Raw genomic sequence first — 17,853 nt, forward strand, 5'->3', positions numbered from 1 at the left:
CCCGTGCGCCAGCCTTCCGCGACCGCGATCATCCCGCCCGCGACCTCGAACACCTGGCCCGTCACGTCGGCCGACAGCGCGCTGCCGAGCCAGACGACCAGCGGCGCGACGTTGGCCGGATCGAAATAGTCGAAGCCGCCGTCCTCGGGCTTCTTCATCATGTCGGCGAACACGCCCTCGGTCATCGACGTGCGCGCGGCCGGCGCGAGCGCGTTCACGCGCACGCCGTAGCGCTGCAGCTCGGCCGCCTGCATCAGCGTGAGCGCCGCGATGCCGGCCTTCGCCGCACCGTAGTTCGATTGGCCGATCGACCCTTGCAGCCCGGCGCCCGAGCTCGTGTTGACGATCCGCGCGTCGACCGGGTGGCCGGCCTTCGCCGCATCGCGCCACACGCGCGCCAATACGCTCGACAGGCAGAAGTGGCCGCGCAAGTGCACGCGCATCACGTCGTCCCAGTCGGTTTCGGTCATGCTCGTGAACATCTTGTCGCGACAGATACCCGCGTTGTTGACGAGCACGTGCACGTCGCCGAACGCTTCGCGCGCGACATCGACGATCCGCTGTGCGGTGTCGATCTGCGTAATGTCGTCCGAGTTCGCGAGCGCGCGCCCGCCGCTCTGTGCGATCTGGTCGCAGACGGCCTGCGCGGCGTCGTGCCGGATGTCGTTGACGACGACCGCCGCGCCTTCGGCCGCGAACGCAAGCGCGTACTCGCGCCCGAGCCCGCCGCCCGCGCCGGTGATGATGACGGTGCGACCGTTACAGATTCCCATGCTGATGCCTCGTGGATCGTGAAAGTGACGCGCTCACAGGCGCTCGATGATCGTGACGTTCGCGAGGCCGCCGCCTTCGCACATCGTCTGCAGCCCGTAGCGGCCGCCGGTGCGTTCCAGTTCGTGCAGCAGCGTCGTCATCAGCCGCGCGCCGGTCGCGCCGAGCGGATGGCCGAGCGCGATCGCGCCGCCATTCGGGTTGGTTTTCTCGTGCGGGAAGCGCGTGTCGGCAAGCCACGCGAGCGCGACCGACGCGAATGCCTCGTTCAGCTCGACGACGTCGATCTGCGACAGCTCGAGGCCGGCCTTGCGCAGCGCGTCCTTCGTGGCCGGGATCGGCGCGGTGAGCATCCACAGCGGATCGTCGCCGAGCACGCTCAGGTGGTGGATGCGCGCGCGCGGCGTCAGGCCGTAGCGCTTCAGCGCATCCTCGGAGACGATCAGCAGCGCAGCGGCCGCATCGCAGGTCTGGCTCGCGACCGCCGCCGTCAGCGAACCGCCCGGCGCCAGCGGCTCGAGCGTCGCCATTTTGTCGAGCGACGTGTCGGGGCGCGGCGTCTCGTCATGCGTGACGCCTTCGAACGGCACGACCTCGCGCGCAAAATGCCCGGCCTCGATCGCCGCGATCGCGCGCCGGTGGCTTTCGAGCGCGTAACGCTCCATCGTGTCCCGCGACAGGTTCCAGTGATCGGCGATCCGCTGCGCGGCAACGAACTGCGACACCGGCGCGTCGCCGAAGCGCGCGCGCCAGCCCGCGCTGCCGGAGAACGGATCGGTAAAGCCGAGCGGCGCCGCGCAGGTCATCGCGGACGAGATCGGGATCTGCGTCATCGTCTGCACGCCACCCGCGACGACGACGTCCTGCACGCCGCTCATCACCGCCTGCGCGGCGAAGTGCACGGCCTGCTGCGACGATCCGCACTGGCGGTCGACGGTCACGCCGGGCACCTGCAGCGGCAGGCCGGCCGCGAGCCAGCAGGTGCGCGCGATGTTGCCGGCGAGCGGGCCGATCGTGTCGACGCAGCCGAAGATCACGTCGTCGTAGTCGTCGGCGGGAATCGCGTTGCGCGCGACGAGCGTCTTCAGCACGAAGCCGCCGAGATCAGCCGCATGCACGTGCGCGAGCCCGCCCTTGCGGCGGCCGGTCGGCGTGCGCAGCGCGTCGACGATATAGGCTTGTTTCATCAGAGTTGGTCCTCCAGGTCGAAGGTCTGCGCCGGGCCGATCGGCAGCGCGTCGTCGAGGATCGCTGCGGCCACGCGGGCCTTGTGGAAGGCGCCGTCGCCCCAGCTCGTGGCGAGCGCCCAGATGCGTTTCATGAAGATCTGCAGGTCGAGTTCCCACGTGTAGCCGATCGCGCCGTGCACCTGCATCGTGTGGCGCGCGGCGAGCTGCGCGGCGGCGCTCGCCGCGAGCTTCGCATGCGACACGAACACCGCGCGCTGCGGGTGGTCGTCCGCGATCGCCTGCGCGGCGCGCGCGACCACCGGCCGCGCGAACTCGTAGCGGATCGCGACGTCGGCGAGCAGGTGCTTGAGCGCCTGGTACGAGCCGATCGCCTTACCGAACTGCTTGCGCTGCGCGCTGTAGTCGATCGCGACGTCGAGCACGCGCTGCGTGAGGCCGAGCAGCTGCGCGGCGACCGCGAACGCGCCGTGGTCGAGCGCGCGCGCGAGGAGCGGCGCGGCTTCGTCCGCGTTTGCGATGCGGGTCGCCGACGTCGGCTCCCAGTCGAGCGTGAACAGGCGCCGCGACGGGTCGACGCTGTCGACCGCGCGCCACGCGCAGAGCTGCGGGTCGACGCGGTGCAGCTCGCCGCGGTGCTCGCACAGCAGCGTCTGCGCGACGTGCACGTCGGCCGCATACGGGTTCACCGGGTGCACGAGCGCGACGCGCGCGCGGCCCTCGGCGATGTCGCGCAGCAGCGCGTCGCGCCAGCCGCTTTGCGGCAGCCGTGCAAGCACGCCGGTCGCGACGAGCGCGGTGTCGAGCAGCGGCTCCGGGCTGCCGAAGTAGCCGTAGATCTGCGCGAGCAGCGCCCATTCGACCTCGCCCAGGCCGAGCCCGCCGTGCGTGTCGGGCACCGACACGGCGGTCAGCCCCTGCGAAGCAAACAGCGACCACAGCGCGTCGGAGCGGCCGGTCGGCGTCGCCCACAGCTCGCGGATCAGCTCCGGCGTCATCTCGGTCATCAGCATGCGCTTGACGGTGTCCGCCAGCGCTTCCTGGTCCTCATCGAATACGAAATCCATACGATGTCCGTTCAGTCGGTTCAGTCGGGTATGCGCGGTCAGGCGCGCGGCATGCCGAGCATCCGTTCGGCGACGATGTTGCGCTGGATCTCGTTGGTGCCCGCGTAGATCGGGCCGGCCTGCGCGAACAGGAAGCCGTCGAGCCAATGGCCGAGCGTCGCGTGCTGCGCGGCCGTCTGCGGGACGATCTCGCCGTGCGCGCCGAGAATGTCGAGCGCGGTCTGGTGCATGCGCAGATCGAGCTCCGACCAGAACACCTTGTTGGTGCTCGACTCGGCGCCGATGTGGCCGCCCTTCTGCAGCCGGCTCGCGGTTGCGTAGGTCGACAGCGCATAAGCCTGCGCGTCCATCCACGCGGCAACCACGCGCTCGCGCAGCGTCGGGTCGCGGTCCGCGGTGTCGCGATGCGCGAGATACAGGTCGCGCAGCGCCTGCGCGGTGCGCTGGAAGCGCGCCGGCGAACGCAGCATCAGCCCGCGCTCGAAGCCGGCCGTCGCCATCGCGACCTGCCAGCCCGCGCCTTCCGCGGCAAGCCGGTTCTCGACCGGCACCCGCACGTCGTCGAAGAAGATCTCCGCGAAGCCGGTCTGCCCGTTCAGCTGGCGGATCGGCCGCACGGTGATGCCCGGTGCGGACAGCGGCACCATCAGGAACGTGAGGCCGTGATGGCGCGTCGAGTCCGGATCGCTGCGGAACAGCCCGAACAGCCAGTCGGCCCACACCGCGCGGGTCGACCAGATCTTCTGGCCGTTCAGCACGTACTCGTCGCCGATGCGGATCGCGCTCGTGCGGATCGCGGCCATGTCCGAGCCCGCGTTCGGCTCCGACCAGCCCTGCGCCCACACGTGCTCGCCTGCTGCCATCGCGGGCAGGAAGCGCGCCTTCTGCGCATCGGTGCCGAAGTCCATCAGCGTCGGCCCGAGCAGGAAGATGCCGTTCTGGTTCACGCGCATCGGCGCATCGGCACGCCAGTATTCCTCCTCGAAAATCAGCCACTCGATCAGGTCGCAGCCGCGTCCGCCGAGCTCGCGCGGCCACGTGACCATGCTCCAGCGGCCCGAGTGCAGCGTGCGTTCCCATTCGCGGTGCGCGGCGAAGCCTGCCTCGGTGTCGAAGCTCGGCAGCCGCTCGCGCGGCACGTGCGCGGCGAGCCAGTCGCGAATCTCCGCGCGGAATGCCTGCTGTTGACGTGTATAGGTCAGGTTCATGCGCGTGCCTCCTCCGCATTCGCAGTCGCATTCGCAGTTGCATTCGCGGTCGCCGTTGCGGCCTGCGCATCGAAACGCGCGTCGCGCTTCTCGACGAACGCGGCGCGTGCCTCGGTCGAGTCCTGCGTCATGTACGCCTGCAGCGTGAATCCCTGCTCCCAGCGGTACTTGTCCTCGAGATCGCCGTCCTCCACGCCGTTCAGCGCCTCCTTCGCGAGCCGCACCATCGCCGGGCTCTTCGCGGCGATCTTGCGGGCGAGCGCGAGCACCGCGTCGCGCAGCTCCGCGCGCGGCACGACCTGTTCGAGCGCGCCGAGCCGGTACGCTTCGGCCGCGTCGATCATCTCGCCAGTGAAATACATCGCGCGGACCTTCTGCACGCCGAACAGTCGCTGCAGGTGCGCGCCGCCGCCCATCGCGCCACGGTCGATCTCCGGCACGCCGAAGCGCGCGCAGTCGGCCGCGACGACGATGTCCGCCGCGCCGCAGATGCCGATCCCGCCGCCGAGCACGAAACCGTGCACGGCCGCGATCACCGGCTTCGGGTTGCGGTGCACCGCGCGGAACGTCTCGTAGTTGCCGGCGTTCACGCCGACGATGCGCTCCGGATGCGCGGCCAGCTCCTTGATGTCGACACCCGCGCAGAAGCCGCGCCCTTCGCCGCGCACGACGATCACGCGCACGTCGTCGTCCTGGCCAAGCGCGTCGAGCGCGTGCGAGAGCGCGTGCCAGCCGTGCGAATCGAGCGCATTGACGGGCGGCTGGTCGATCACCAGTTCGGCGATGCCGTCGGCCCGGTCGATCCGGAACGGCTGCGCGCCGCCCGGTTGAATGGATGCTGTCATGTGTGGGGCTCCTCCCGGTCGTTTCGTTCAGGCGATCTGTGGTGCCTGTCGTGCCTGCGATGCCTGTGGTCCCTGTGATGCCACCGTGCCACGCCGCGCGGCCAGCGCGTCGAGCCGCGCGGCGGCGTCGGCGACGATGCGCGCGATCAGCGCGTCGCACGATTCGATCGCGCCGATCATCGCGGCCGCCTGCCCGCTCGGCAGCACGCCTTCGTCGGGCTGGCCGTCGACGATTGCGCGCTGGATCAGGAACGGCGCGTTCGCGGCCATCAGCGTCTGGCTCGCCGTGTAGTCGTGCTCGCGCAACGCCTTGAGCGCGAGCGCGAGCATCTGGCCCGCCCGCAGCCCGTTCTGGCGCCGCCATGCTTCGGCCGTCTTCAGCGCGAACAGCGTGCGGCGCAGCGGGCCGAAGCGTTCGAGCTTCAGCAGATAAGGGTTGTCGATCATTCGCTGCGGCAGGCCGTCGAGCGCGTCCGACACGCGGATGCGCGCCGGATCTCCGACCGCGACATACCGGTCGAGCGTCGCGCGCGGCACCGGCGATTCGGCGCTCATCAGGAAGCGCGTGCCCATCGCGATGCCGGCCGCGCCGTATGCGAGCGCGGCCGCGAGCCCGCGCCCGTCGAAAAAGCCGCCCGCCGCGACGACCGGCACCTGTACCGCGTCGAGCACCTTCGGCAGCAGCAGCGTGGTCGGCACCGACCCCGTGTGGCCGCCGCCTTCCGCACCCTGCACGGTGACGATGTCCGCGCCGAGCTCGACCGCCTTCGCCGCATGCTTCGGCGCGCCGACGGTCGGCATGCAGACGATGCCGGCGTCCTTGAAGCGGCGGATCGTCTTTGCATCGGGGCCGCGGCCGTAGCTGACCGCGCGCAGCCGGTGCTTGATCGCCAGTTCGACGACCTGCTCCGCGTTCTTCTGGAACATGTGGAAGTTGATCCCGAACGGCTGGTCGGTCAGCGACTTCACCTTCAGGATCTCGGCTTCGACGCGATCGGGCTCGAGCGTCGCGCCGGCCAGGAAGCCGAAGCCGCCTGCGTTGCTGGTGGCCGCGACGAGCCTTGCGTCGGCCACCCAGCCCATCGCGGTCTGCACGACCGGATAGCGGCAGCCGAGCAGCTCGGTCAGCGGCGTGGAAAGCGTCGTGGTCATGCGGCAGCTCCGTTGATGGCGACCGGTTTGAGCGCGTCCGGCGCCGGCGCAACCGACGAAGCACCGTTGACGGCCGCAGGCGCGGCGGTTCCATTGGCCACTGTCTGCGGGTCCGCGCCATTCGGCTGGCGCTGCGAGCTCGCCATCCGGCGCGCGTCGTAGCCGCCGAGCTTGTCGCCGCTGACGAGCTCGTTGTGCGCATGCGCGAAGTGATGCCACGCGAACGCCGCATCCATCGCCGAACGCTTGCCTTGCAACTCCTCGACATGGTTCAGCGCCTGCTTGGTCAGCGCGAGGCCGAGGCGCGGCATCGTCGCGATCTTCGCGGCGATCGCATAGGTCGCGTCGCGCAATCTTTCGCGCGGCACCACGCGGTTGACCATCCCCATCTGGTACGCGCGCTCGGCCGGCATCCGCTCGCCGAGGAACAGGAATTCCTTTGCGATGCGCGGGTTCAGCTCGTACGCATGCGCGAAATACTCGACGCCCGGAATCCCCATCCGCACGACCGGATCCGCGAAGAACGCGTCCTCCGACGCGACGATCAGGTCGCACACCCACGCGAGCATCAGCCCACCGGCGATGCACGCGCCCTGCACCATCGCGATCGTCGGTTTCGGCAGGTCGCGCCAGCGGCGGCACATGCCGAGATAGACTTCCTGCTCGCGCGCATACAGGAATTCGCCGCCTTCCTTGTCGACGTGGTCGTACCACAGCGACGCACGGTCGAACGATTCGTGGATGTCGCGGCCCGGCGTGCCGATGTCGTGCCCCGCCGAGAAATGCTTGCCGGCGCCCGCGAGCACGATCGCCTTCACCGCGTCGTCGTGCGCCGCGCGCCGGAACGCCGCGTCGAGCGCATAGGTCATCTTCGAGTTCTGCGCGTTGTGATACTCGGGGCGGTTCATCGTGATCGTTGCGATGCCGTCCTCGACCGCGTAGTCGACGACACCTTCACCGAACGAAATCTGGGTCGCTTCCATGTCGGACCTCATCCCCGGCGCGGCGCCGGATTGTTGCGCACGATCGCCGCGCGCAGGTTGTGCGGGTCGAGCGCGCGCACGATGCGCAAGTCTTCCGCGTTCGGCGCGGGTGTCGTGCCGAGTTCCGGATGCGCGAGCAGCGGGAAACCGGTTGCGTCCTGCACCTCGTCGAAGCTCACGCCCGGATGCAGCGAGCGCACGCGGATCGCATGGTCGGGCCCGCCGAAATCCATCACGCACAGGTCGGTGACGATGCTGCGCAGGTCGACGAAGGTCTTCATGCCGGGCAGCCGGCGCGCAGGGTTGTAGCCGACCGTGCACACCATGTCGACTTCACCGGCGACGAACGTGCGCTTGCCGTGGCCGCTGACGAAGAACGAGTTCGCGTGGTTCGTCGAGTTGCCCGGAAATCCGCGCGCGCCGAGCAGTTGCGTCTTCGGGCGCGCGTAGTCGTCGCCGAGCCACGAGATGTTCGCCTGGCCGTAGCGGTCGATCTGCGTCGGCATCACGAGCGCATGACGGCGGCCGTGCCACAGGCAGTCGAACACGCGCTCGTAGGTCATCCAGCCGCTTGCCTTCACGCGGTAGCCGTCGGGGCGCGGGCCGAGCGGCACGGGCTCCTCGACGAGGTACGCCTCGCCGTCGGTCAGCATCAGGCCGCTGTTGTACGCGATACGCGCCAGGCCGGCCGCGAGACGCGGGCCGGTGCCGATGCCGGTCGCCAGCACTTCGCCGTCGTCGCGCCAGAGCCGCGCGGCGGCGACGATCATCAGTTCCGCAAGGGAATGGTCGAGAGATTCGCTCACAGGCGCTCCTTTACAGAATCGGCAACGGCAGCGCCGTCACATGCGGCAGGCCGCCGACGCCTTCGAGGTACTGGCGTTCGTCCTGGCCCACCACGTCGCGCAGGTAGGCGGCGGTTTGCGCGTCGTCGTCCGCGCTCGCGCAGTACGTGCGCAGATGCGGCAGGTCCCAGCCATAGACTGGCCCGCACGACGTCGGATGCGCGCCGCCCGGCGCGTGCACGACGCCCGTGACGAGCGAACGTTCGAACGGGTTGCGTTTCGCGGCGTCGACGTCTTCGGTCGCGATCGACGCGTCGACCGTTTCCGCCGACACGTAGCAGCGCTGTGCGGCCCGCGCCATCCACGCGTCGAAGAACGGATCGGGGCCGTCGATGCGCGTGTTGCCCATCCGGTCGGCCGCGTTCACGTGCAGCAGCGCGACGTCGAGCTCGATCGCCGGCATCGCGAGCAGCGTCTCGCCGTCGTCGTACGGCGACTGCACGGTGCGCAGTCCGGGCGCATGGTCGAGCAGCGCGGTGCCGAGCCCCGCTCGGGTCGGCAGGAACGGCAGGCGCGCGGCCGCCGCGCGCAGGCCGAGCTGCAGCATCCCTTCGTCGAGTTCGAGCACGTCGATGCGGCCCTGCTCGCGGGCGCGGCGGAAGTGCGGCTCGAGCGGGATCACGTCGAGCGACACGAAGCCGTACACCACCTTGCGCACCTTGCCGGCAGCGCATAGCAGGCCGACGTCGGCGCCGCCGTACGCGACGACCGTCAGGTCCTTCAGGTTCGAGCGCGCGATTTCGCGCACCAGCGCCATCGGCTTGCGCCGCGGGCCCCATCCGCCGATGCCGAGCGTCATGCCGTCGGCGAGCTGCGCGACCACGTCGCGCGCGGACATCGTCTTGTCGAGAGGTTTCATCGTCATCGTGCTGGCTTACCGGTATCCGATGCTGAAATCGTGGCCCCACTGGCTCACCTTGGTCGCCTCGAACACCGAGTGTTGCGACCAGTCGACCGTCAGGCCGCCGAAGCCGTACTCGAGGTCGAAGCCACCGGGGGTCTTCATGTAGAACGAGATCATCTGGTCGTTGCAGTGACGGCCGAGCGTCGCGGACATCTTCACGTCGTGCGCGGCGACGCGATCGAGTGCGCGGCCGACTTCGTCCATCGAGTCCACCTCGGCCATCACATGCACGCAGCCGGACGGCACGGCCATTTCGAACAGCGCGAGGCTGTGGTGGCGCGCGTTGCGGCAATGCATGAAGTGGATGCGCTTCTCGGGCTCGGCCGGGTCGGGCGTGAATTTCACGCGGTAGATATCGGACAGCTCGAAGCCGAGCACGCCGCGCACGAACGCGTCTGTCGCGTCGAACTGCGGCGCGGGCAGCACCGCGTGGCCGAGGCCCATGTCGCCGGTCACGAAGCGCGGCACGCCGAGCGGCGACACGAAGCGGCGGAAGTCGCAGCGCGCGCCCCAGTACAGCTCGTGGCGGTTGCCGGACGGGTCCTCGCACCATGCCATCGCCTGCACGCGGCGCAGCGCGGCTTCGGCCCGCGTCGCGCGGATCGGCTCGAAGCCTGCACGCTGCAGCGCCGCGCAGGCCGCGTCGAACGCGGCGCCATCGGGCAGCTCCCAGCCCGACGCGTGATAGCGGTCCGCGTTGCCGGGGACGATCAGATAGCGGAAATCGCGCGCGTCCATCTTCAGGTACAGCGCGCCGTCGGGCGCATCGAGCGCCTGCATGCCCAGCACGTCTTCCGCGTAGCGGCGCCACGCATCGACACGCGTCGCCTCCACGACGACATAGCCGAGCGCACGGACATCGATCATGTCGGCCTCCTCCTGGTTCAGAATCCGTTGTTCGTGAAAGGATTCTGGCCGGTCGGCCGAGCCGTCACATCGTCTGTTGGGACGAGAGGTGGAAGGGAAACGGGATGCGTGCGGACGCGTCGCGACAGCCGCTGTCAGAAGCGGTACGAGATCCCGATCTGCACGACCGGATACCACCGGTAGCGCGACATCGTGCGCCGCAGCTCGTCGAGGCCGCTCTGGACCAGGATCTGGCTGTTCACGGGGCCGATCCTTGCCGCGAGTTCTGGCGACAGCGTGTACGAGCACCGCGGGATGCCGTATGCGACGCCGAGATCGGCGATGAAGCCGAACCCCTTCGACGCCGGCCGGTGTCCGTAGCCGATGCCGAGGTACGGCATCACGGTCGGATAGCGCGCTTCCGCTGTCGCATACATGCCTGGCAGGGCCGGAAAGTGGTGGCCGCCGTATACGTAGGTGCCATCGGTCGGCACCGACACGCCGCGGATCGAGTCATCGTTGAACCGCAACCCGGTCGTGATCCGGAATCCGTGGCCGCGCCACGGAAAGATATCGGCGTAAAGCCCCCCCTGCCGGAGCTTCAGGTCGTCCTGATAGCGATTGCCGCCGAAGCTGAAGTCGTGCGACAGGTTGATCGCATTGAAATCGGCATGCGCGCCGAGCACCGAATTGAAGCTCACTGCCGCTCCAATGCCGGCGCCTTGCGTGCCGCCCTGCAGAAAAATTTCCTGCGCATGCGCACTCGCGACGACCATCACCCCCAATGCTGCCCATTTGTTCACCATCTTGTTCACGGGCGCCCCCCCGGACGCGTGCCGGTCCTCCCAACGCTCGCTGCGTTTTACCGGCACGCCATCTCTTCAGTCTTCTTGTCACAATCGGATCGCGACCGTCGTCGAACCGCGATGCCACTTCTGCCGACATCGCATCCGCCGCAGATCGCACGGCACGTCGCCGCTCGACCCGAACCCCGTTTGTGTTATTTCCCCGGTTCCCGCCGTGCACGTGTCGGCATCACTTCATCGACATTCGCGCGGGCGGTACCGAATGGACTGCAAGGACCGCGCCATCGGGCGCAAACCCAGGCGGGATGAACATCCGCCGCCGGTCATCGGGAATCGCGCGGGCCCGGACGGGGGGAATGTTTCAGGAATGAAGCGCTAAGCCGCGCGAGCGGTTACGGAGATGAACGGCCATCGAAGCGAACCGGAGGCACCGCGATGACCGATGGGCGGCCGTTTGACGGGAGTCATGGGAGTCGCGACGCAATCGCACGCGGCAACGCGCGCGCGATTCAGGCGAGCGGGATGATTCATTCGTGTGACAACGCGTCGGCCTGCGGGGGGCGCTGCGCGGGGGAAAGGACTGCGCCTAGGCGAACGGATTCAGCAGCCTGACGCCGGTGCTCGCGAAATCGCCGACGTTGCGGGTCACGACCGTCAGGTCGTTGATCAGCGCCGTCGCTGCGATCAGCTTGTCCAGTTCGTGCTGCGGCTGAGGGACGCGCAGGTGCCCCCACATCTGGCTGATCTCGATGTCGACCGGGAGAATGTTCGGCGCATAGTCGGACAGGATGGTCGTCAACCATGCATCGAGCTTCGACGCTTGCCGGGCATCGCCGCGATGGCGGATCAGCTCGACGCCGCGCCGCAGCTCGGACACTGTGACGACCGACAGATAGAGGGCGCTCGCGTCGGCTTCGGCCTGCCGGAAGAACGCTTGCACCCCGCGGTTGGTTCGTGTGCCCTTCCTGATTTCACTGATGACGTTCGTATCAATCAAAAACATGCCTGGCCTCGCCGGAATCCTGCACGCGCTCGAAGTCCGTGTCTTCGCCAACCGCCGGCATGGTCATCAACACCTCCGCGAACGTCCTCCGCTTCGGCCGGCCAAGCGCACTCGCGAGAATGGCTCGATGTTCGGCCTCCGCGCTTCGGCCATGCGCCGCCGCCTGCTCGCGCAGGCTCTGAACGATACTGTCATCCACGTTACGCACCAGTAGATTTGCCATATGCCCCTCCAGTCAGACTGATAGCAATGATAGCAGTGCGCATGCAAATTGCAAGCATTGCTATCAGCGCAGTCCCGGTAGCGAGGGTCCCGGTCAGCGTCGGTGGATCACGGACGTTGCGTGCAGCGGCTGGATGCCGTACCACCAGACACATTGATTTGCTGTCCGGTAATGTAAGCCGCGTCGCTGCAGGCGAGGAAGACGGCCGTTCGGCCAACGTTCGCGGACTTGCTCATGACTTTCCCTATGTGACTTTGAGGACGCCCCGCTTATCCGATATAAATCAGACCACGAAGCAGAAATACCAAAGCGGACGGGGACAGACGATGAGAACGACCAATCTCAGCCTTGAGGGGTTGCGGGGTGCCGCCGCGTTGCTGGTCGTTTTCTATCACGCGCATTTCTGGGTCTCCTGGCTAGGACTCGCCCGAAACGGCTATCTCGCCGTCGACCTGTTTTTCGTACTGAGCGGGTTTGTGATCAGTTCGGCATACAGCCACAAGCTCGACAACCCGGCAGACGTGCGATCGTTCATCGTTCGGCGCTTCGGGCGCATTTGGCCGGTCTTCATCGTCGCCACGGCGATCCAATACCTGGTCACGGACAGCTTGCTCGCTGCAATGACGCGAGCGGGCCACTACTACCCGCTCGACGTGCCGTCGCCCACCGAACTCCTGTCGCTTGTCACGATGTCACAAGGCCTGAACCTGTTCGATCGCTATATCGGCAACGGCTCGGCATGGTCAGCCGGCGACGAGTTCTACGTCTATCTGCTGTTCGGCGCGATGTGCGTGGCGCTACGCGGGAAGACGCGTGTCGCCGCATTTGCGGCGATTGCAGCGGCGGGATACGCACTCGCGATCGGGGTGTCTGCCGGATCTTCGCACTGCTTGCAGACCGCAACTTGCTTCGACATGACGTACAGCTATGGGTGGGCGCGTTGTCTGGTGGGGTTCTTTGGCGGGACGTTGATCGCGGAATACCGTGGCGCGCACGTGTTCCGCGCGCTGCGCGGGCGCGCCGCCCAGATCGCGACGCTGGCCGTGTCGGTTGCCTTCGTCGCGTACGCCGACCGGGCGCCGGGCCTCGCGCTCGCAGCGCCGGTCGTGTTTGTCGCGCTGATCGCGTCATTGACGGAGGACTGCGGCCCGGTCGCCGCGCTATTCAACATGCGGACGTTTCAATATCTCGGCCGCGTCTCCTATCCGCTGTACCTGATCCACGCCGCGTTCCTGGAAGCGTTCGGCAGCGTCGTCAACGTGCAACGTTCGTTTGCCGCACAAGCGGCCTGGATCGGGGTGTTCCTGCTGATCACCTTCGCGATCACGCACATCGTGCACGTGGCCGTCGAGGTGCCCTTCCGCGCGCGCTTCTACAGCTGGTCCGAACGCTTCCGGCAGCGCGCACCGCGCGTCGTGACTGACTGAAGCTCACGCGCCCGGCGCTCGGCGATTGCCGATGCACATCGACGCTCGCCGGAGCAGGCGCAGCCACCGCACGCGGCGTCACCCCATCGCTTCGGACGTCGCCCGCAACCGATACTTGAGCACCTTCCCTGCCGCGCTCGTCGGCAGCCGGTCGACGAACGAGTAATGTCGCGGCACCTTGTAATTGGCCATGTTGTGCCGCGCCCAGTCGTTCAGTTCATCCGCGTCGAGCCGCATATCGGGCCGCAGCACGACATACGCGTGCCCGACCTCGCCGAGCCGCGGGTCCGGCACGCCGATCAGCGCGACCTGCGCGATCGCCGGATGCGCGGCGAACAGCCGCTCGATCTCCGCCGGATAGCAGTTGAAGCCGCCGACGATGAACATGTCCTTGATCCGGTCGGTGATCTTCAGGTTGCCGTTCGCATCGACGCAGCCGAGATCGCCGGTATGCAGCCAGCCGTCGGCGTCGACCGCGTCGCGTGTCGCGTCTGGCTGGTTGAAGTAGCCGCGCATCACGTTGTAGCCGCGCACCCAGATCTCGCCCGTCTCGTCCGGCCCGAGCGCGACGCCGCCCGGCCCGGCGATGCGGACCTCGACGTCTCGCATCGGCCGGCCGGACGTCGACGCGACCGTCTGCGCATCGTCGCCGTGCCGGCACAGCGTCGCGAAACCGCAGGACTCGGTGAGCCCGTAACCGGTCAGCACGGTCTCGAAACCGAGCTCCGTGCGCATCCGTTCGATCAGGCTCGGCGCGATCGCCGCCGCACCGGTCACCGCGATCCGCAGCGACGACAGGTCGCGCGTGCCGCGTTCCGGTGCGTCGAGCAGCGCGTAGTACAGCGTCGGCGGCCCGGGCAGCACCGACACGCGCTCGTCGGCGACGCGGCGCAGCACGTCGTCGGGCTGGAACACGAGATGCGGCAGCACGGTCGCGCCGCTCGACAGCGCGGCGAGCCAGCCGGCCTTGTAGCCGAACGTATGGAAGAACGGGTTCACGATCAGGTAGCGGTCGTCCTGGCGCACGCCCGTGATACGCGCCCAGTCCTGCGCGGCGCGCAGGTTCTGGCCGTGCACCGTCATCACGCCTTTCGGACGGCCTGTGGTGCCGGACGTGAACATCAGGTCCATCACGGTGTCTCGCGTCACGCCCGCCTCCCGCGCACGGACCGAGTCGAGCGGAACCTGCGCGGCACGCGCGGCAAAAGCGTTCCAGGTCTCGTCATGCGGACCGCCGGGCGGCTCGCCGTCGAACACGACGATGCGTTCGAGCGTCGCCGGCCGGTGCGGCCCGAGCATCGCCGGATACGAATCGCCGAGAAACGTGCCGCAGCAGAACAGCAGGCGCGCGCCGCTGTCGTGCAGGATGCCGCCGACCTCCATTCCCTTCATCCGCGTATTGACCGGCACGAGCACCGCGCCGGCCGTGTGGATCGCGAGCGCGGCGACGATCCACAGCGGCAGGTTCGGCGCCCAGATCGCGACCCGGTCGCCCGGCTCGATACCGCTCGCGAGCAGCGCGCGCGCCGCTTCGAGCCGCGCCGCGTCGAGTTCCGCATAGGTGAGCCGGCCCTGCTCCGACTCGATCGCCGGGTGCGCGCCGTGGCGCGCGGCGGCCTGCGCGATCAGCGCGGGGGTGGTCAAGGTTTCGTTGTCCGTCATCGTCGTTGTCGCAAGGAATGCCGCCCGCGCGCGTCGCGCTGCGCGGCTCAATCGGGAAATACGACCCGCAGCGTGTCGCTCGCGGGTTTCGCACAGCACGCGAGCGTCCAGCCCGCCGCGAGTTCGTCGTCGTCAAGCACGTGGTTGCCGTCGAGCGCGACCTCGCCGCATTCGATCCGGCACATGCACGCGCCGCACTGCCCCATCCGGCACGAGTTCGGCGCCGACACCCCCGCGCGCAGCATCGCGTCGAGCAGCGTTTCGCCCGGCTGGCTGTCGAACGCGAACGACGCGCCGTCGAGCACGGTCTCGATCGCGGCGGCACACGTGCCGCCGATGCCGGTACCGGCGGCGCTGCCAGCGGCCGCTGCGTCGCCTGGCTTCGCGTTCACCGTGTTCGCCGCGTCGCCCGGCTTCGTGCTCGCCGCATCGGGCAGCGACGCGAAACGCTCGACGTGCACGCGCGACCTCGGCAACCCGAGCCCTAGCATCGCGGCGAGCGCGTTCTCCATGAACAGCGCGGGCCCGCAGATGAACGTCTCCTGCTGGCTGAACGGCCGCGCGAGTTGCTCCAGATGCCGCTGCTGCGGCACGCCCTGCACGCTGTCGAGCCAGTGGATCACGCGCAATCGGCCCGGATGGCGCTGCGCGAGCTGCTGCAGCTCGTCGCGGAAGATCACCGAGCGTTCGTCGCGGTTCGCGTAGATCAGCGTCAGCATCCCGCGCCCGTGCACGAGCGCGGATTTCAGGATCGACAGCACCGGCGTGATGCCGCTACCGCCCGCAAACAGCAGCAGGTCGGCGTCGAGCGTGCGCGGCGTGAACACGCCGGCGGGCGGCAGCACGTCGAGCGCGTCGCCCGCGCGCACGCGGTCGCACAACCAGTTCGACGCGCGGCCGTCGCGCACGCGCTTGACCGTGATCTTCGGCGCGGCGTCGATGCCCGGCGCGCTCGACAGCGAATAGCAGCGCGCGGCCACGGTGTCGCCGCACGGCACGTTCAGCGTCAGGAACTGCCCGGGCCGGTACGCGAATGCGTCGCGCAGCGCGGCCGGCACGTCGAAAACGAACGAGCAGGCGTCGTCGCTTTCGGCGATCACGGCGGCAACGGTCAGCCGGTGGAAGCGCGAATCGTCCATGACAGGGTTCCTCAGGCGACGCCCATGATGCGTTGACCGTTGTCGATCCGGCATTCGCTGCCGGTGACGAAGCGCGCAGCGGGCGCCTTGCCGACGCCGCTCGCCGCGCCCGTGACGATCGCGCTCCTGCCGTTCATTCCGTCTGCCATGTTTCGTGTCTTCCGTGTCGATGAAACGTGCGGTTGATGCGGCTCATGCGGCGGCTCATGCGGCGACTCATGCGGCCGCGCGGCTCGCGGGCGCGCCGGGCGTCGTGTACGCGCCGTCGAGATAGACGAGCGGATCGACATCGCCGCTCATCAGCACCTCCTTGATGCGCCCGATGAACACCGTGTGCGTGCCGTATTCGAAGCGGCCGTCCTGCTCGCAGACGAGGCTCGCCTGCGAGTCGTGCAGGTACGGCACGCCGAGCGCGGACGTCTTCCAGTCGCCGGTCGTGAAGCGCGCTTCGCCCTTCAGGCGGCCGCTGCAGTCGATCGCGATGCCTTCGTGCCGCCCCGACAGCACGTTCACGCAGAACGCCGCGCCCACGTCGAGCGGCGGGTACAGCGACGCGCTGCGGTTGATGCAGATCAGCAGCGACGGCGGCTCGGTCGACAGCGAATCGACCGCGGTCGCGGACATCGAGTAGCGGCGGCCGCCGTGCATGCTGCTGATGACCGTGACCGAGCGCGCGAGGCGGCGCATCGCGAGCAGCATGTCCGTGCGCAGCGGATGGGTGGTGAGATCGGTCATGGTCTGACTCCGTCAAGTTCTGTCGTGAAGGGCCGGCCGGTCCGGCCGGTTGCGTCGGCCGCCTGCGCGACCAGGTGGTCGGCGGCGATGAAGCCGAAGGTCATCGCCGGACCGAGCGTCGAGCCCGCGCCCGGATAGCTCGCGCCCATCACCGATGCGCTCGTGTTGCCGATCGCATAGAGGCCGTCGATCACGGTGCCGTCGTCGCGCAACACGCGGGCCAGCGCGTCAGTGACGAGCCCGCCCTTCGTGCCGATGTCGCCCGCGTCGATGCGCACCGCGTAGAACGGCGCCTCGTCGATCGGCGCGAGGCACGGGTTCGGCTTGACTTGCGGATCGCCGTAGTAGGTATCGAACAGGTTGTCGCCCTTGCCGAATGCCTCGTCGATACCGGTCGCCGCGTAGCGCGCGATGTCTCGCAGCGTGTCGTGCAGGCCGGCCGCGTCGATGCCGATCCGCGCAGCGAGCGCGTCGACCGTGTCGGCCTTCACGAGCACGTCGCGAAGCGCGTCGGGCAGCCTCGCATCGGGCATCATCGACGCCGGCATGATCGGCCCGCACGGATACTTGCGGCGAAACCGCGCGTCGAACACGATCCACGCGGGCACGTTCGCGCCGGTGCGCGCGTGGTCGCGGTACATCGCCGGCACGAATTCCGAATACGGCGCGGCTTCGTTGACGAAACGCCTGCCCAGTCGGTTGACGATCACGCAGCCCGGCAGGTTGCGTTCGACGAACAGCGCGCGCTGCTTCTCCTCGCCCGTCACGCCGACCGTCGGCGCACCCCACACGTGTTCCATCAGCGCGAGCGCGCCGCCGAGCCGATGGCCTTCGGCGATCGCGTCGCCGGTGTTCCCCGGTGGCGTCGCGCTCCACTGCGCGTGGGTCGGCTGCGGCAGGTAGCGTTCGCGCATCGGCTGGTTGCGCTCGAAGCCGCCCGCGGCGAGGATCACGCCGCGCCGCGCGGCGATCGTCACCGGCTGGCCCGCGCGCAGCACGCGCACGCCGGTCACGCGGCCGTCGACGTCGAGCAGGTCGCGCATCGGCGTG

19 protein-coding genes are annotated in these 17,853 nt (G+C 68.7%); 1 reads left to right on the plus strand and 18 read right to left on the minus strand.

The window, feature by feature from the left end; all coding sequences use genetic code 11:
• The 13 genes from G3N94_RS32220 to G3N94_RS32280 form a co-directional block, all read right to left on the minus strand.
• The coding region (locus G3N94_RS32220) for an SDR family oxidoreductase (RefSeq protein ID WP_205797531.1) at positions 1-773 on the minus strand (773 nt) is incomplete at its 3' end.
• 33 nt (positions 774-806) lie between these two features.
• A complete protein-coding gene (locus tag G3N94_RS32225) occupies positions 807-1,958 on the minus strand; it encodes an acetyl-CoA C-acetyltransferase (protein ID WP_205797533.1) in 1,152 nt (383 codons plus the stop codon).
• Positions 1,958-3,025: an acyl-CoA dehydrogenase gene (locus tag G3N94_RS32230; protein WP_205797535.1), complete on the minus strand. Its 1,068-nt coding sequence runs from the start codon at positions 3,023-3,025 to the stop codon at positions 1,958-1,960. The genes G3N94_RS32225 and G3N94_RS32230 overlap by 1 nt, the downstream gene beginning before the upstream one ends.
• Before the next feature lie 38 nt (positions 3,026-3,063).
• A complete protein-coding gene (locus G3N94_RS32235) occupies positions 3,064-4,233 on the minus strand; it encodes an acyl-CoA dehydrogenase family protein (protein WP_205797537.1) in 1,170 nt (389 codons plus the stop codon).
• Positions 4,230-5,078, minus strand: a complete 849-nt coding sequence (locus tag G3N94_RS32240; protein ID WP_205797539.1) for an enoyl-CoA hydratase family protein — start codon at positions 5,076-5,078, stop codon at positions 4,230-4,232. Before G3N94_RS32240 ends, G3N94_RS32235 begins: the two co-directional genes overlap by 4 nt.
• 27 nt (positions 5,079-5,105) lie before the next feature.
• Positions 5,106-6,230: a nitronate monooxygenase gene (locus G3N94_RS32245; protein ID WP_205797541.1), complete on the minus strand. Its 1,125-nt coding sequence runs from the start codon at positions 6,228-6,230 to the stop codon at positions 5,106-5,108.
• Complete coding sequence (locus tag G3N94_RS32250; protein WP_205797543.1) at positions 6,227-7,213, minus strand: enoyl-CoA hydratase; 987 nt, start codon at positions 7,211-7,213, stop codon at positions 6,227-6,229. Before G3N94_RS32250 ends, G3N94_RS32245 begins: the two co-directional genes overlap by 4 nt.
• Positions 7,214-7,221: 8 nt before the next feature.
• Positions 7,222-8,019, minus strand: a complete 798-nt coding sequence (locus G3N94_RS32255; RefSeq protein WP_205797545.1) for a ketoacid CoA transferase — start codon at positions 8,017-8,019, stop codon at positions 7,222-7,224.
• 10 nt (positions 8,020-8,029) lie between these two features.
• Positions 8,030-8,923 carry a CoA transferase subunit A gene (locus tag G3N94_RS32260; RefSeq protein WP_205797547.1) on the minus strand — a complete coding sequence of 298 codons (894 nt, stop codon included), beginning with the start codon at positions 8,921-8,923 and terminating at the stop codon, positions 8,030-8,032.
• A 9-nt stretch (positions 8,924-8,932) separates the two neighbouring features.
• On the minus strand, positions 8,933-9,829 hold the full coding sequence (locus G3N94_RS32265; RefSeq protein WP_205797549.1) for a VOC family protein: 897 nt from the start codon (positions 9,827-9,829) through the stop codon (positions 8,933-8,935).
• Between the two features lie 134 nt (positions 9,830-9,963).
• A complete protein-coding gene (locus G3N94_RS32270; RefSeq protein ID WP_205797567.1) occupies positions 9,964-10,614 on the minus strand; it encodes a hypothetical protein in 651 nt (216 codons plus the stop codon).
• 586 nt (positions 10,615-11,200) lie between these two features.
• Positions 11,201-11,617, minus strand: a complete 417-nt coding sequence (locus tag G3N94_RS32275; RefSeq protein WP_205797551.1) for a type II toxin-antitoxin system VapC family toxin — start codon at positions 11,615-11,617, stop codon at positions 11,201-11,203.
• Positions 11,604-11,840 (minus strand): DNA-binding protein, encoded by a 237-nt coding sequence (locus tag G3N94_RS32280; RefSeq protein WP_205797553.1) that lies wholly within the window; start codon positions 11,838-11,840, stop codon positions 11,604-11,606. The genes G3N94_RS32275 and G3N94_RS32280 overlap by 14 nt, the downstream gene beginning before the upstream one ends.
• 41 nt (positions 11,841-11,881) lie before the next feature.
• On the opposite strand from G3N94_RS32280, the gene G3N94_RS32285 reads away from it, so the two are divergent.
• Positions 11,882-13,267 carry an acyltransferase gene (locus tag G3N94_RS32285; protein ID WP_205797555.1) on the plus strand — a complete coding sequence of 462 codons (1,386 nt, stop codon included), beginning with the start codon at positions 11,882-11,884 and terminating at the stop codon, positions 13,265-13,267.
• Between the two features lie 78 nt (positions 13,268-13,345).
• On the opposite strand, the gene G3N94_RS32290 is transcribed toward G3N94_RS32285, so the two are convergent.
• From G3N94_RS32290 to G3N94_RS32310, 5 genes are all read right to left on the minus strand, one after another.
• On the minus strand, positions 13,346-14,929 hold the full coding sequence (locus G3N94_RS32290; RefSeq protein WP_205797557.1) for a FadD3 family acyl-CoA ligase: 1,584 nt from the start codon (positions 14,927-14,929) through the stop codon (positions 13,346-13,348).
• A 47-nt stretch (positions 14,930-14,976) separates the two neighbouring features.
• Positions 14,977-16,068 (minus strand): ferredoxin--NADP reductase, encoded by a 1,092-nt coding sequence (locus tag G3N94_RS32295; RefSeq protein ID WP_205797559.1) that lies wholly within the window; start codon positions 16,066-16,068, stop codon positions 14,977-14,979.
• A gap of 11 nt (positions 16,069-16,079) precedes the next feature.
• A complete protein-coding gene (locus tag G3N94_RS32300) occupies positions 16,080-16,217 on the minus strand; it encodes a hypothetical protein (protein WP_205797561.1) in 138 nt (45 codons plus the stop codon).
• Positions 16,218-16,284: 67 nt separating this feature from the next.
• The gene (locus G3N94_RS32305) at positions 16,285-16,803 is read right to left on the minus strand and encodes a flavin reductase family protein (protein WP_205797563.1); all 519 of its coding nucleotides are present in this window, start codon (positions 16,801-16,803) and stop codon (positions 16,285-16,287) included.
• On the minus strand, positions 16,800-17,853 hold a 1,054-nt coding region (locus G3N94_RS32310), incomplete at its 5' end, for an FAD-binding protein (RefSeq protein WP_205797565.1). The genes G3N94_RS32310 and G3N94_RS32305, both read right to left, overlap by 4 nt.

This window comes from Burkholderia sp. Ac-20353 (assembly GCF_017104785.1).
Lineage (GTDB): Bacteria > Pseudomonadota > Gammaproteobacteria > Burkholderiales > Burkholderiaceae > Burkholderia.